At 69.2% G+C, this 13,897-nt stretch carries 14 protein-coding genes; 1 reads left to right on the forward strand and 13 read right to left on the reverse strand.

The features are described from left to right. Nucleotides 1–144 precede the first annotated feature (144 nt). A complete protein-coding gene (locus MPLG2_RS09510) occupies nucleotides 145–1,638 on the forward strand; it encodes an FGGY-family carbohydrate kinase (RefSeq protein WP_105185910.1) in 1,494 nt (497 codons plus the stop codon). A 120-nt stretch (nucleotides 1,639–1,758) separates the two neighbouring features. Here the strand turns inward: MPLG2_RS09510 and pyk are convergent, their stop codons facing one another. The 13 genes from pyk to ftsW all read right to left on the reverse strand — a co-directional run bounded on the left by pyk (nucleotide 1,759) and on the right by ftsW (nucleotide 13,894). After that, nucleotides 1,759–3,168 carry a pyruvate kinase gene (gene pyk / locus MPLG2_RS09515; protein ID WP_105185911.1) on the reverse strand — a complete coding sequence of 470 codons (1,410 nt, stop codon included), beginning with the start codon at nucleotides 3,166–3,168 and terminating at the stop codon, nucleotides 1,759–1,761. Nucleotides 3,169–3,221: 53 nt separating this feature from the next. After that, the gene (locus MPLG2_RS09520) at nucleotides 3,222–4,139 is read right to left on the reverse strand and encodes an RluA family pseudouridine synthase (protein ID WP_105185912.1); all 918 of its coding nucleotides are present in this window, start codon (nucleotides 4,137–4,139) and stop codon (nucleotides 3,222–3,224) included. Then, complete coding sequence (lspA, locus tag MPLG2_RS09525; protein WP_231935615.1) at nucleotides 4,136–4,717, reverse strand: signal peptidase II; 582 nt, start codon at nucleotides 4,715–4,717, stop codon at nucleotides 4,136–4,138. The genes MPLG2_RS09520 and lspA overlap by 4 nt, the downstream gene beginning before the upstream one ends. Continuing rightward, nucleotides 4,690–5,124, reverse strand: coding sequence for a TraR/DksA family transcriptional regulator (locus MPLG2_RS09530; protein ID WP_105185914.1), 435 nt, complete (start codon nucleotides 5,122–5,124; stop codon nucleotides 4,690–4,692). The genes lspA and MPLG2_RS09530 overlap by 28 nt, the downstream gene beginning before the upstream one ends. Nucleotides 5,125–5,199: 75 nt before the next feature. Further along, nucleotides 5,200–6,273, reverse strand: a complete 1,074-nt coding sequence (locus MPLG2_RS09535) for a DivIVA domain-containing protein (protein WP_105185915.1) — start codon at nucleotides 6,271–6,273, stop codon at nucleotides 5,200–5,202. A 100-nt stretch (nucleotides 6,274–6,373) separates the two neighbouring features. Then, nucleotides 6,374–6,664, reverse strand: a complete 291-nt coding sequence (locus MPLG2_RS09540; protein ID WP_105187593.1) for a YggT family protein — start codon at nucleotides 6,662–6,664, stop codon at nucleotides 6,374–6,376. Nucleotides 6,665–6,707: 43 nt separating this feature from the next. Then, nucleotides 6,708–7,229, reverse strand: a complete 522-nt coding sequence (locus tag MPLG2_RS09545; protein ID WP_105185916.1) for a cell division protein SepF — start codon at nucleotides 7,227–7,229, stop codon at nucleotides 6,708–6,710. A gap of 55 nt (nucleotides 7,230–7,284) precedes the next feature. After that, nucleotides 7,285–8,016, reverse strand: coding sequence for a polyphenol oxidase family protein (locus MPLG2_RS09550; RefSeq protein ID WP_105185917.1), 732 nt, complete (start codon nucleotides 8,014–8,016; stop codon nucleotides 7,285–7,287). A 2-nt stretch (nucleotides 8,017–8,018) separates the two neighbouring features. Next, nucleotides 8,019–9,206: a cell division protein FtsZ gene (gene ftsZ / locus MPLG2_RS09555; protein ID WP_105185918.1), complete on the reverse strand. Its 1,188-nt coding sequence runs from the start codon at nucleotides 9,204–9,206 to the stop codon at nucleotides 8,019–8,021. 184 nt (nucleotides 9,207–9,390) lie between these two features. Further along, complete coding sequence (locus MPLG2_RS09560) at nucleotides 9,391–10,116, reverse strand: cell division protein FtsQ/DivIB (RefSeq protein ID WP_105185919.1); 726 nt, start codon at nucleotides 10,114–10,116, stop codon at nucleotides 9,391–9,393. Continuing rightward, nucleotides 10,113–11,516, reverse strand: coding sequence for a UDP-N-acetylmuramate--L-alanine ligase (gene murC / locus MPLG2_RS09565; RefSeq protein ID WP_105185920.1), 1,404 nt, complete (start codon nucleotides 11,514–11,516; stop codon nucleotides 10,113–10,115). Before murC ends, MPLG2_RS09560 begins: the two co-directional genes overlap by 4 nt. A 1-nt stretch (nucleotide 11,517) precedes the next feature. Beyond that, on the reverse strand, nucleotides 11,518–12,618 hold the full coding sequence (murG, locus tag MPLG2_RS09570) for an undecaprenyldiphospho-muramoylpentapeptide beta-N-acetylglucosaminyltransferase (protein ID WP_105185921.1): 1,101 nt from the start codon (nucleotides 12,616–12,618) through the stop codon (nucleotides 11,518–11,520). 19 nt (nucleotides 12,619–12,637) lie between these two features. After that, the gene (ftsW, locus tag MPLG2_RS09575; protein WP_197709904.1) at nucleotides 12,638–13,894 is read right to left on the reverse strand and encodes a putative lipid II flippase FtsW; all 1,257 of its coding nucleotides are present in this window, start codon (nucleotides 13,892–13,894) and stop codon (nucleotides 12,638–12,640) included. Between the last annotated feature and the right edge of the window lie 3 nt (nucleotides 13,895–13,897).

Raw genomic sequence — 13,897 nt, forward strand, 5'->3', positions numbered from 1 at the left:
TGGGGCAAACCACACACAAAATCTCACTTCTCACACTCATCCCCTCCCATCCGGCGTCTGTTTGGAATACCTTGCTGTTGCGGGAGTGCAGGCAGCGTGGCCGTCCTTCCGCCGAGCACCGACGCTCCCAGAAAGGAACCAAGCATGGCGAAAGACAAACGTCTGGTCATCGGAATCGACTTCGGCACCGGCAGTTCGAAGGGTGTGCTGGCCCGACTGAACGGCAAGGTGATCGCGACCGCCGAGAAGGCCCACAGAACCTCCATGCCCAAGCCCGGCCACGTCGAGCACGATGCGGACGAGGTGTGGTGGGCCGACTTCCTGGCCATCACCCATGATCTGCTGAGCAAGGCGGACGGCCCCGTCGTCGGCATCACCACCTCCGGCATCGGCCCGTGCAGCCTGTTCTGCGACGCCGAGGGTAAGCCGCTTCGGCCCGCCATTCTCTACGGCGTGGACACCCGCGCCTACAAGGAGGTCGAGGAACTCACCGACAAGATCGGTGTCGACGCTCTGGTGGAGAAGTGCGGCAACGTGCTCACCTCACAGTCGCAGGGCCCCAAGTTTCTGTGGACGGTGCGCAACGAGCCCTGGGTGTGGGAGAAGGCGAAGTACGTCTTCATGTCGCAGACCTACGTGACGTTCAAGCTCACCGGCGAGTACGTGCTCGACCACCTGTCGGCCTCGATGTTCGACCCGATGTATTCGCCGAAGACCCAGGACTGGATCCCGGAATGGTGCGAGATGGTCGCGCCGGGCCTGCCGCTGCCCGAACTGAAGTACTCCAACGACATCGCCGGCCACGTCACCGCCCAGGGTGCGGCGCTGAGCGGCCTGCCTGAGGGCATTCCGGTCGGCGTCGGCAGCACCGACGCGTTCTGCGAGGCGTTGAGCGTGGGCGTGAAGGATCCCGGCGACGTGATGCTGATGTACGGCTCCACGATCGTCGCCGACCTGATCGCCGACCACTTCATGGCGCACCCGAACCTGTGGGCACTGACCGGCACCTACAAGGACACGTTCGCCCTCGCCGGCGGCCTGTCGGCCTCTGGCGCGCTGACCACGTGGCTGCGCGACATCACCGGCGGGGTCGAGTACGCGGTGCTCACCGAAGAGGCCAGCGACGTGGTACCGGGCTCGAACGGCCTGCTCGCGCTGCCCTACTTCGCCGGTGAACGCACCCCGATCAGTGACCCGATGGCCCGGGGCGTGATCGCCGGCCTGACGCTGAGCACCACCCGCGGCGAGTTGTACCGGGCACTGCTCGAGGCGACGGCGTTCGGCACCAGGCACCTGCTGGAGTCGATCAAAGAGGCCGGCGGCGAGGGCAAGCGCTACGTGGCGGTCGGTGGCGGCACCAAGGGCGGTTTGTGGACCCAGATCATGTCGGACGTCTGCGGCATCGATCAGGTGCTGCCGAAGCTCGCCATCGGCGCCAGCTACGGCGACGCGCTGATCTCGGCGCAGAACGTCGGCGCGGCCGACGCCGACACCAGCTGGATGAAGGTGTCCGCGCACGTCACGCCCGACGACGACAACAAGGGCCTGTACGACGACCTGTTCGGGCGCTACCTCGAGCTCTACCCGGCCACCAAGGACGTGGCGCACCACCTGGCCAAGTTGCAGCTCGGCGACTGACCGATCGGGGGCGGTTTCTCGCACCAGTCAGGAAACACGCGTTCCCGGCTCAGCGACCACCCACCCCAGAACCGACGAGGGTGACGGCATCGCCGCCACCCTTGTCGTCGTCTGCGCTGGTCAGCCGTGCAACTCGTAGATGCGCACCGAGTTGGTCTGACCGCCGAACCGGGCCGGGTTGCCGGCCACGATCACGATTAAGTCGCCCGGCTTCACCCAGCCGGTTTCGAGCAGCGCGTCCTGCACCGACTCGACCATGGCCTCGGTGGTGGTGAACTCGGGCGTCACCCACGACTGCACGCCCCAGCACAACGTCAGTTCCTGTGCCGTGCGCGGCTTGGGCGTGAACGCCATGATCGGAATCTCGCTGCGCAACCGGGCCAGCCGGTGCGGGGTGTCGCCCGAAATGGTGAACGCGGCCAGGTACTTGGCACCGATGCGGGTGGCGATGTCGATGGCGGCGATCGAGATGACGCCCGAGTGGGTGTGCGGGTCCCAGTCGATGGCGCGAATCTGATGCAGTCCCTGTTCTTCGGTGTAGTTGATGATGCGGCTCATCACCGCGACCGCTTCGATCGGGTACTCGCCCATCGCGGTCTCGCCCGACAGCATCACGGCGTCGGCGCCGTCCAGAATCGCGTTGGCCACATCAGAGGTCTCGGCCCGGGTGGGCTGCGGGGCGCTGATCATCGACTCGAGCATCTGGGTGGCCACGATCACCGGCTTGGCCCATTTGCGGGCGCTCTCGATGATGCGCTTCTGCACCGACGGCACCTGCTCGGGGGGTAGTTCGACGCCCAGGTCACCGCGGGCCACCATGATCGCGTCGAAGGTGTCGATGATCTCTTGCAGGTTGGCCACGGCCTGCGGCTTCTCGATCTTGGCGATCACCGGCACGTGCCGGTCTTCTGAGTCCATGATCTCGCGCACGCGGTCATAGTCGGACGCGCTGCGCACGAACGACAGCGCCACCATGTCGACGCCGTGCCGCAGCGCCCAGCGCAGGTCGTGCTCGTCCTTTTCGGACAGGGCCGGCACCGACACCGCGACGCCGGGCAGGTTGATGCCCTTGTTGTTCGACACCCGGCCACCGACCACGACCTCGGTGATCACCTCGGTGTCGGTCACCTCGACCGCCCGAAGCCGCAGCTTGCCGTCGTCGATCAGAATGTCGTCGCCGGGCTGCACGTCCTGGGTGAGCGTCTTCAGCGTGGTGCCCGCCCGCTCGGCGGTGCCCAGCACGTCGTCGGTGGTGATCACGAACTGCTCGCCCGGCACCAGAATGGCGAAGTCGTTCTCGAACCTCGTCAGCCTGATCTTGGGGCCCTGCAGGTCGGCGAACACGCCCACCGGGCGGCCCACCTCGTGCGACGCGTCACGCACCAGCTTGAGCCGGCGTATGTGCTCTTTGTGGTCGCCGTGCGACATGTTGAGCCGAGCCACGTTCACGCCGGCCTCGATCAGGCCGATCACCCGCTCAAGGCTGTCGGTGGACGGACCCAGTGTTGCTACGATCTTCGCTCTACGCACGGTCGTCAGCTTAGCGATAGCACGTGACGAGAGTGTTTCACCACGGTGCACGATCAGTCGCGCGCCACCACGCCCAGGGCGTGGGCCAGGTCGTCGGGGTAGGGCGAGGTGAAGCGGACGGGTTCGCCCGAGCCGGGGTGGTCGAAACCGAGTTCGACCGCGTGCAGCCATTGGCGCTCCAGCCCGAGCCGGGCCGTCAGCACCGGGTCGCCCCCGTACAGCGGGTCGCCCACGCAGGGGTGGCCGATGGCGGCCATATGCACCCTGATCTGGTGGGTGCGCCCGGTTTCGAGATGAACCTCGAGCAGGGTGGCGCCCCTGAACGCCTCCAAGGTGTCGTAGTGGGTGACACTGTGCCGACCGCCGTCGACGATCGCCATCTTCCAGTCGTGCCCCGGGTGCCGGCCGATGGGCGCGTCGATGGTGCCGGTGTGCGGGTCGGGGAAGCCCTGCACGAGCGCGTGGTACACCTTGTCGACCGTGCGGTCGCGAAAGGCGCGCTTGAGCAGCGTGTAGGCCCGCTCGCTCTTGGCCACCACCATCAGCCCCGACGTGCCCACATCGAGCCGCTGCACCACGCCCTGCCGTTCGGGCGCACCCGAGGTCGAGATGCGAAAGCCGGCGGCTGCGAGATGTTCGGTGACCGACGGCCCCGTCCACCCCAGCGACGGGTGGGCCGCCACCCCCGCCGGCTTGTCGACCACGACGATGTCGGCGTCGTCGTGCATGATGCGCAGCCCGGCGACCATCTGCGGCACCACCGGAACCCCGGATGGCTGCGCAGGCAGCGTCACCTCGAGCAGTTCACCGCCGGCGACCCGCACGGACTTGCGCACCGCCCGTCCGTCGAGTTGCACGAGGCCCTGGGCGATCAGCTCGTCGACCCGGCTGCGCGACAACCCGGTCATGCGGGCCACCGCGCTGTCCACCCGTTCGCCGGCCAGCCCGTCGGGCACCAGGTGGACGCTCACGACGCGGGCGTTCCGGTGTCGTCGCCGGACGGCTTCGAGTCGGCCTTCTCGGGCCGGTCGACCCGCTCGCCGGCCAGGTTCACCTGCGTGATCATGGTCAGCCAGATCACGGTGACGGCAGCGAAGGTGATCCAGATGTCGGCCACGTTGAACACGGCGAACCAGGGCACCTGCAGAAAGTCGATCACGTGGCCGTGAAACGGGCCCGGCTCACGGAACAGCCGGTCGAACAGGTTGCCCGACACGCCGGCGAGCAGCAGGCCCGTCGCGGCCGCCCACCCGGGGTGCCGCACCCGCGGCACCATCCAGACCAGCAGAAAGATCATGGCGGCGATGGCCAGGCACGTGAGCAGCACGGTGGCACCCTCGCCCATGCTGAAGGCCGCGCCGGGGTTGCGAATCAGGTGCAGGTAGAGCTGACCCGGGATGACCTGCACGGGCGAGGCGGGGTCGAGGTTGGCCAGCGCCCACCGTTTGGCCAGGAAGTCGGCGACGAAGCCGAGGGCGCCCAGCAGCACCGCCCAGAATGCGTAGCGTCGGTTCGGGGTGGCTATCGCCGTTCCTCCCGCTGCTTGCACGGAACGCACAGGGTGGCTCGGGGAAACACCTGCAACCGGTCTTTGCCGATCGGCTGGCCGCACGATTCGCATGTTCCGTACTCCCCCGATTCGAACAACCGCAGCGCGAGCTGCGCCTGCTCCAGCATCTCGCGGGCGTTCTGCGCCAGCGACATCTCCTGGTCGCGCTCGAAGTTCGACGAACCGACGTCGGCGGGGTCGCGGCCGGCGCCCTCGCTGCCGTCTGAGAACAGGTCTTTCAGGCCCGCCTCGGCCACCGAGATCGCGCGTTCGAGCCGGGCCACCTCACCGGTCAGTTCGTCGCGGATCTCGTCGAGTTCTTCGGCCGTCCAGGGTTCTTCACCCTCGGCGACCGGAATGGACGCGGTCGGGTCGGCGACCCGGTTCGCGTGGCGAGCCGTAGGCATCGGGGGACTCCTTCAGTCGTGTCCGAGCGCAGAGAGTACCACCCGCCGCGACGCGACCGAAGGCGTGACGCGCGATCAGTTCTGATCGTTCAGCAGCGCGTCCAGGCGCGGGGTTGCCGATTGGCCGGCCGGCTGGTTCAGCACCTCGGGAACGTCGTCGGGCTGGGCGTTGCCCGCGAGCGAATCGAGGTGCGCCTTGAGCTGGGTGGTCAGGCTGTCGCGGTAGCGCGCCTCGAACGACCGCAGGTGGTCGACCTTGCCGCGCAACTCGTCGCGCTCGCCCTCGAGCGAGCTGAACAGCTCGGCGCGGCGCTGGTCGATCTCACTTTGCAGGGCCTCGGCCTTCGCCCGCAGTTCGACGGCGAGCGAGTCGGCGGCCGCCTTCGACTGGGTTTCGATCTCTTCGGCCCGTGACTTGGCGCCGCTGAGCGTCTCGTGGGCCTGGCCCGCGGCCTGCTCGACCGTCGAGTCGGCCTTGGCGGTGGCGTCGGCGGTGATGCGTTGCGCCTCGTCGGCGGCTTCGCTGACCAGCCGCTCGGCCTGCTCGGTGGCCATCTGCAGCAGCTTGGTGACGGCGGGGGCCGCGTCGGGGGCGGCGGTCACCACGATGTTCTCGACCTTGCCGGTGCGCTCGTCGGCAGCGCCGCGGGCGGCTTCGAGATCGGCCTGTGCGCTCGCCAGTTGGCTCTCGAGTTCGGCGATGCGCTGGTCGCGCTCCGCCAGGTCGGTGGTGGCCTGGTCGCGGTCTTTCTTGGCCTGGTCGAGCTCGGCCTGCAGCGCGCTGAGCGCGCCGCTCTGATCGCCCTCGGCCAGCGACGCGCGGGCCGCGTCCAACTCGCCCTGCACCCCGGCCAGTTCGGTGCCGCGACCCTCGAGCTCGCCGCGCAGCCGCTCGACCTCGGCGTGCGACTCGTTCAACTGGCGCCGCAGCACGTCGGCCGAGCGGTCGTCGCCGGGTGCGGCGGCGTCGCCCTCGCCACCGGCGGTCAGCGCGTCGAGCTGCTGCTTGAGGGTCTCGTTCTCCTCGCCCAACTGCTGCAGCGTCACCTCGACCTTGTCGACGAAGTTGTCGACGTCCATCGGCTCGTACCCGTTGCGCCGGGCCAAGTGGAATCGGGTTTGACGGACCTGCTCCAGGGACAGGGTCATGCTTCACCTCACGGAAGAGTCTTTGCTCGATTGGGCCTTCGTCAGGCTAGCCGGTTCGGTAGCGCCATGCCAAAGCCTGCGACGAAGCAGAATCGGCCTGTCAGGCGAAGATGTAGGGGATCATTCGCTGCGCGAACGACAGGCCGAGAAACAGCACCAGAAAGCCCAGATCGAAACTGGTCGAACCGATGCGCAGGGGCGGGATGATCCTGCCCATGAAGCGGAGCGGCGGATCAGTGAGCGTGTAGACGAACTCGGCGATCACCAGCATCACCCCACGCGGCTGCCAGTCGCGCACGAACAGCGGAATGAACGACAGCACAGCCCGCACCATGAGAACGGCCAGGTACGCCCACAGCACGTACCACAGGATCAATCCGACCAACTGCACGGGCACTTCCTTCAGGTGTCGAGCCGCAGGTCACGCCGCCTGCTCAGCTCTGGTTGTAGAACCCTCCGGCAATGCGCTCCTTGTCTTCCGCCGTCACGTTCACGTTCTGCGGCGAGAGTAGGAACACCTTGCTGGTGATGCGTTCAATACTGCCATGCAGCCCGAAGATCAGCCCGGCGGCGAAATCGACCAGCCGCTTGGCGTCGACGTCTTCCATGTCGCCGAGGTTCATGATCACCGGCACGCCGTCGCGAAAGTTCTCACCGATGGTGCGCGCCTCGTTGTAGGTGCGCGGGTGCACGGTGATGATGCGGCTGATGTCGGCGGTGCGCGGAGCGGGCGCGACCGGACGACGCGATTCGAGTTCGGTGACGGTGGCCGCCGCGGGTACGGGGGCGGCCGGGGCTGCCTGGGACGACGCCTGCGGGGCGTGGGCCTGCTGCTGCCGGTCGTCGTCGCGCGGCACCTGCTGGGTGACGTCGTCGGCACCGTACTCAGAGCCGGCGTAGTTGTTGTCGGACACCAACCCCAGCCACACGGCGGCCTTCTTCAGTGCGTCAGCCATTTCAAACCCCTCATCAATTGCGGTAGCCACTGCAACGTACCCATGGTGGCAGCGCTCAGCCGGCATTCTTCGTGCGACACGCACCGGCGAGCCAGATGATGCCGGCCTGCCGTCCCGACGCCGCCGCGTCACGGCGATACGAGTGCAGGTCGGCACTTTCGAGGGTGCACGCAGCCACGTCGACCGTCTCGACGCCCAGGTGGGCGAGCACCCGGGCCGCGCCGGCGCCGAGGTCGAGGGCGGGCGTGCCCCATGAGGTGGTCGAGCGGCTGCCGGGCACCTGCTGCGCGACCTGGTCGGCCAGCTCTTTCGGCACCTCGTAGCAGGCGCCGCACACGTGCGGGCCGATCCAGGCGGTCAGCTGCCGCGCCCCCCTGGCACGCAGCGCCGCAACGGTGGCCTGCAGCACCCCCGCCGCCAGCCCCACCCGGCCCGCGTGCGCGGCGCCGATCACACCGGCGGCCGCATCAGCGAACAGCACCGGCACACAGTCGGCCACCCGCACCGCCAGCGCCACGCGGGGCCGGGTGGCCACCAGCGCGTCGGCTTCGGTGCCGGCCAGTTCGGCCACGCTCAGTTCGTCGGCGTCGGCCACCGTGACGCCGTGCACCTGCCGCACCACGGCCAGAGGCAGACCCAGGTCGGCCTCGATCACACCCAGGCCGGCGGCACGTCCGCCCGCGCCGTGCGCGCCGCCCAGGCTGAGCAGCGAGCCGTCTGCGGCGGTGGCGTCAGAAAAAGCGACCCCGACGCCGTCGGCGCCGGGGTCACGGAAGAACCGGTACATGACTACTTCAGAAACTCCGGCACGTCGAGATCGTCGTCGGGAGCGGCCGGACGCGGCTGGTACGGCGCCGCCGGACGCTCTTGGGGCTGCTCCTGCGGCCTGGTCACCGGCTCGGGAGCCGGGGTGGGCTCGGGACGGGCGAACGTGGGCTGGGGCGCCGGCGTCGCCGGGGCCTGCGTGGCCGGGCGGCTCTGCCGCAGGTCGGGCGCCCGGGTGATGCCCGGCTGGCGGCGCGGCGGCTGCCCGCCGTCGAAGCCGGCCGCGATCACGGTGACCCGCACCTCGTCGCCCAGGGCGTCGTCGATCACGGTGCCGAAGATGATGTTGGCGTCTTCGTGCGCGGCGCTCTCGATGAGGTTGGCCGCGGCCGACACCTCGAACAGGCCCAGGTCGGAGCCACCGGCGATCGACAGCAGCACCCCGTGGGCGCCGTCGATGCTGGCCTCCAGCAGCGGCGAGCTGACGGCCATCTCGGCGGCGGCGCGGGCCCGGTCTTCACCGCGGGCCGAACCGATGCCCATCAGGGCCGAGCCGGCGTTGCTCATCACGGCCTTGACGTCGGCGAAGTCCAGGTTGATCAGGCCGGGTGTGGTGATCAGGTCGGTGATGCCCGAGACGCCCTGCATGAGCACCTGGTCGGCCTGCTTGAAGGCGTCCAGGATCGCCACCTGGTGGTCGGTCATCTCCAACAACTTGTCGTTGGGGATCACGATCAGGGTGTCGACCTCTTCGCGAAGGCTGACGATGCCGTTGTCGGCCTGGGTGGCGCGGCGCTTGCCCTCGAAACTGAACGGCCGGGTGACCACACCGATGGTCAGGGCACCCAGGGAGCGGGCGATGCGCGCCACGACGGGGGCGCCACCGGTGCCGGTGCCGCCGCCCTCACCGGCGGTGACGAACACCATGTCGGCGCCCTTGAGCACCTCTTCGATCTCGTCGGAATGGTCTTCGGCCGCCTGCCGCCCCTTGTCGGGGTCGGCGCCGGCGCCGAGGCCACGGGTCAGGTCGCGACCGATGTCGAGCTTGACGTCGGCGTCGCTCATCAGGAGCGCCTGGGCGTCGGTGTTGACGGCGATGAACTCCACGCCGCGCAGGCCCGATTCGATCATGCGGTTGACGGCGTTGACGCCACCGCCCCCGACCCCCACGACCTTGATGACCGCCAAGTAGTTCTGGGATGCACTGCCCACGGAGATTCCTACCTCAATACCGATTGCGCGGTTGCCGAAAACTAAGTCTCAAGTCGCGGTGTAGACCCTGGGAAGGCACCTGTAAGACGTCGGCTCAAAGGCTACGCAGAGGGGCTCGTCCGCGTCCAACGGGGGGCCCGTCTTCGGCGCGTCCCTCAACCACAACTTCAGGGTTGCTTGAAAATCACTTCACGGTGGGATTGGACGGCGCCGAAACGTCGTAGACGGTGCCCTTCTGCTGCAGCAGCGGCACGATCACCTGCGCCTTCAGCGCCGACTGGTCGGCACTGCCCCAGACGACCCTCACACCGCCGTCCAGTTGCAGGGTGATGCTGTCGGCGGTCTCGGCGCTCACCTGCCGCACCCGTGTGTGCACCTCAGCCGGCAACGCGCTCAGCACGGTACCCAGATCACGCACCAGGCGCGGGTCGTTACCGGTGATCTGGGCGATCATCAGGCCCTTGGGTGCGTCGGCGGCAGAGTTGAAGATGACCCCCTCGTGGTCGGCGATCCAGTACCCGCCGGGGGTTTCGATGGCGAACAGCGGGGTGCGTTCGACGATGCGAATACCGATCGTGCCCGGCCACACCCGACTCACGGTGACGGTGTCGACGGCCGGCAGCCCGGCCACGCGGGTGGCCACGGCATCGAGATCGACCCGGGCCAACGGGGTGCCCGGCGACACGTCGGCTAGTCGCCGCACGTCGTCGGCGTTGGTGATCGTGGCACCGCTCACCTCGATGGTGCGCACACCCAGCACGGTCGAGAACAGCAGCAGCCAGGTCAGGCCCCCCAGCACGGCCAGCACGCCGGCGGCCACCCCCAGCCACAGCCATCGGCGGCGGCGGTCGCGGCGCCGGCGCAGGTCGATGCGCCCGGTGGCGTCGCTGATTCTGGTCATGGTGCTCATTTCATCACCTGCGCCATCGTGGCCGGGCCCACAGCGGTGACGTCGCCGGCGCCGATGGTGAGGGCGAGGTCGCCCGGTCGCAGCACGCGTGCCAGTACGCCGGGCGCGTGCCGCTTGTCGGCCACGTAGGTCACCCGAGCGCCGGCGGAGCGTGCCGCGTCGGCCACGAGTTCGCCCGTCACGCCGGCGATCGGGTCTTCGCGGGCCGGGTACACGTCGAGCACGACCACCTCATCGGCCAGCGCCAACGCCGCGCCGAACGCGCCCGCGAAGTCGCGGGTGCGGGTGAACAGGTGCGGCTGAAACAGCGCCACCAGCCGGCCCTGGCCGGCGATCGGACGGGCCGCGGTGAGCAGGGCGCGCACCTCGGTGGGGTGATGGGCGTAGTCGTCGTAGATTCGCGCTCCGTTGATCTCGCCCACGAAACTGAACCGGCGGTGCGTGCCGCGAAACGCCTCGGCGGCCGCCCGCAGCGCGTGCCCCGGCAGGCCGAGGGCCCGGCCGATCGCATAGCCGACCGCGGCATTGTGCAGGTTGTAGCGGCCGGGCACCGACAGCTGCAACGGGCCGGCGTCGTCGTGCGCCACGAGGGTCGCCCGGGCAGCCGGCTGATCGACCACCAGATCGGTCAGCCGCACGTCGGCCCGCGCCGACTCGCCGACGGTGATCACCCGCCGTCCGTCGCCCTCGACCAGTGGCCGTAGCGCCTCGGCGCTCTGGTCGTCGGCCGACAGCACGACGGTGCGCACCAGCGGTTGCCGGCAGAGGAGCGCGAACCCGTCGAAGTAGTGCTCGGCGGTGCCCCAGTTGTCGAGGTGGTCGGCTTCGATGTTGGTGACCGCCACCACCTCGGCGGGGTACTGCAGAAACGAGCCGTCGGACTCGTCGGCCTCGACCACGAAGGCCTCACCGGTGCCGATGTGCGAGCTGCGGCCGGTGGCGGCCAGCGGCGACCCGATCACGTAGGAGGGGTCGGTGTCGAGTTCGGCCAGCAGTTGTGCGGTCATGCCGGTGGTGGTGGTCTTGCCGTGCGTGCCGGTGATCGCCACCCCGCGATGGCCCAGCATCAGCGCCCCGAGCGCCGCGCTGCGATGCCACACCCGCAGCCCGCGACGCCTGGCTTCGGCCAGTTCGACATTGCCCTCGCGAATCGCGGACGACACCACCACGGTGGCCGCCTCGCCCAGGTTGGCGGCGTCGTGCCCGACGTGCACCTCGATGCCGCGCTCACGCAGTTGGCGAAGGGCGGCCGAATCGGCCTGGTCGCTACCCGACACCGGCACCCCGGCGTCGGCGTAGGCGGCGGCGATGCCGCTCATGCCGGCCCCGCCGATGGCGATGAAGTGCACCGGCCCAAGCTCGTGGACGCCGACCAGCGGCACGGGTTCGACCAGGGGCATATCAGGCCCCCTTCGTCGCCGCGGCCAGCACCAGCTCGGCCAGAGCGCCGGCGGCGTCGGCGGGCACCAGGTCTCGGGTGGCGGCCCGCATGGCGGGCAGCCGGGCCGGGTCGGCGAACAGGTCCAGCACCTCGGTGGCCATGCGGTCGGCGGTGAAGTCGGCGTTGTCGACCAGCAGTCCCGCCCCGCCGGCGACCAGAAAGCCCGCGTTGCGCGCCTGTTCGCCGTTGCCGTGCGGCAACGGCACGAAGATCACCGGCAGGCCGACGGTCGCGGTCTCCATCACCGTGCCGGCACCGGCCCGTCCGATCATCAGATCGGCGGCCGCGTAGGCGTCCTCCATGGCGTCCACGTAGCCCACCGGCACGTAGCGCGCGCCGGTGGCGGGGTCGGTGACCGCCTCGTCGGCCTCGGTGATGTTCTTGGGACCCAGCACGTGCAGCACCTGAATGCCGGCGGCCAGTAGACGTCCTCGCGCACCCTGGGTGGCCTGGTTGATGCTCTGCGCGCCCTGCGAGCCGCCCGAAACCAGCAGGGTCGGCCGGTTGGGGTCGAGCCCGAAGCCTTCGCGGGCCGCAGCCCGGCGAGCCTCGACGTCGAGTTCGGCGATGCCGCGCCGCACCGGCAGGCCGAGATAGCGAGCCTTGGCCAGTGGCGTGTCGGCAAACGACACCCCCACCACCTTGGCGAACCGGGCCGCCACCTTGTTGGCCAGTCCGGGGAGCGCGTTCTGTTCGTGAATCACCACCGGCACGCCCATCGTGCGCGCGGCGAGATAGACCGGCAGCGACACGTACCCGCCGAAACCGACCGCCACATCAGCCCGTTCGGCCTTGAGAATGCGGCGCGCCGCGCGTACCGCACCGATCAGCCGCGAAGGCACGGCGAGCAGTTCAAGGGTCGGCTTACGGGGTAGCGGCACGGGCGGAATCAGCTCCAGCCGCAGCCCCGCCGCCGGCACCACGGTGGTTTCGAGACCGCGCGCCGTACCCACCGCCACCAACGTTCCGGACGGGTCGAGCTCTGCGATGCGCTCGGCGGTCGCGATCAACGGCGAAGTGTGGCCGGCGGTTCCCCCTCCGGCCAGCACGACGTGAGCCATGGTTCTCCTCGACAAAGGCCTACGCGCGCCGCGACTCGACCACGGTGACCGGTGCGCCGGTCGTGCGCTTCTTGCGTTCGGCCAGCCTACGGGCGTCGGGCTCGAGCTTGGCGCAGGCCAACAGCATGCCGATGGCGGCCAGGTTGGCCATCAGGCCGGACCCGCCGTAGCTCAGCAGCGGCAGCGTGACCCCCAGCACCGGAATCATCTTGAGCACGACCATGATGTTGACCAGCGCCTGAATCATCAGCCACGACGTGACGCCGGCCGCCAGGTAGCGGCAGAACGTGATGTCGGATCGCAGCGCGATGCGAAAGCCCGCGTAGGCCAGCACCAGGAACAGCGACAACACCACCAAGGTGCCGACCAGCCCGAGCTCTTCGCCCACGATGGCCAACACGTAGTCGGTGTGCGCCTCGGCCAGCGACCCCCACTTCTGCCGGGACGCGCCCAGACCGAGCCCCCACCAGCCGCCGGACGCCAGCGCGAACACGCCGCGCAGCGGCTGCAGGTTGACACCCATCTGGTCGTGCGTGGAGTCGAAGAAGCCCGTGATGCGGCCGAGGCGGTTGGCGGAGGTGGCCACCAGCACCACGACGCCGGCACCGACGATGGCGCCGATCGAGGCCAGCATCTTCCACGACGCCCCGACGTACCACAGCATCGCCACCACGATGGCGCCCATGATCATGCCGGTGCCCAGGTCGTGCTGCAGCACCACCAGGCTGATCAGCAGCAGCGAGACCGGAACGAACGGCACCAGCAGGTGCTTGGGCTGGTCGAGCAGTTTCTGCTTGCGGGCCAGCAGGTCGGCACCCCACACGATGATGGCCAGCTTGGCCAGCTCGGACGGCTGAATGCGAAAGAACGACGTGCCGAACTGCACCCAGTTGCGGTTGCCCTTTGCTTCGCCCCAACCCAGCGGAGTGAAGGTGAGTATCTGCAGTGTCAGCGCGGCGATCACCAGGCCCCAGCCCAGCACCTTCAGCGCCCGTACGTTGCACCGCGACAGCACGAAGGCGGCGGCACCGCCGACGGCCAGAAAGAACACCTGGCGCTTCACGAAGTAGTAGGCGTCGCCGAACCGCACGCTGCCCAGCACGCTGGACGCCGAGAGCACCATCATCATGCCCAGGGCCAGCAGCAGCACCGTGGGCACCAGCACCAGAAAGAAGCTGGCGCGCGGGTGGGCCAGCGCCTCACCGAGCAGCGACGTGCGCGCCCGAGCGGACTTGACGGCGTCTTTTCGACTCAGCGGTGATGAGAGGATCGCCACTGA

Origin of the sequence: Micropruina glycogenica (assembly GCF_900289045.1) — a bacterium.
Classification (GTDB): domain Bacteria; phylum Actinomycetota; class Actinomycetes; order Propionibacteriales; family Propionibacteriaceae; genus Micropruina; species Micropruina glycogenica.

Excerpts from the sequence above, each read along its gene's own strand:
- MPLG2_RS09510 (WP_105185910.1), top strand. The coding sequence starts at position 145 with ATGGCGAAAGACAAACGTCTGGTCATCGGAATCGACTTCGGCACCGGC.
- MPLG2_RS09530 (WP_105185914.1), bottom strand. The coding sequence starts at position 5,124 with ATGCCTACGGCTCGCCACGCGAACCGGGTCGCCGACCCGACCGCGTCC.
- MPLG2_RS09535 (WP_105185915.1), bottom strand. The coding sequence starts at position 6,273 with ATGACCCTGTCCCTGGAGCAGGTCCGTCAAACCCGATTCCACTTGGCC.
- MPLG2_RS09545 (WP_105185916.1), bottom strand. The coding sequence starts at position 7,229 with ATGGCTGACGCACTGAAGAAGGCCGCCGTGTGGCTGGGGTTGGTGTCC.
- MPLG2_RS09550 (WP_105185917.1), bottom strand. The coding sequence starts at position 8,016 with ATGTACCGGTTCTTCCGTGACCCCGGCGCCGACGGCGTCGGGGTCGCT.
- MPLG2_RS09560 (WP_105185919.1), bottom strand. The coding sequence starts at position 10,116 with ATGAGCACCATGACCAGAATCAGCGACGCCACCGGGCGCATCGACCTG.
- murC (WP_105185920.1), bottom strand. The coding sequence starts at position 11,516 with ATGCCCCTGGTCGAACCCGTGCCGCTGGTCGGCGTCCACGAGCTTGGG.
- murG (WP_105185921.1), bottom strand. The coding sequence starts at position 12,618 with ATGGCTCACGTCGTGCTGGCCGGAGGGGGAACCGCCGGCCACACTTCG.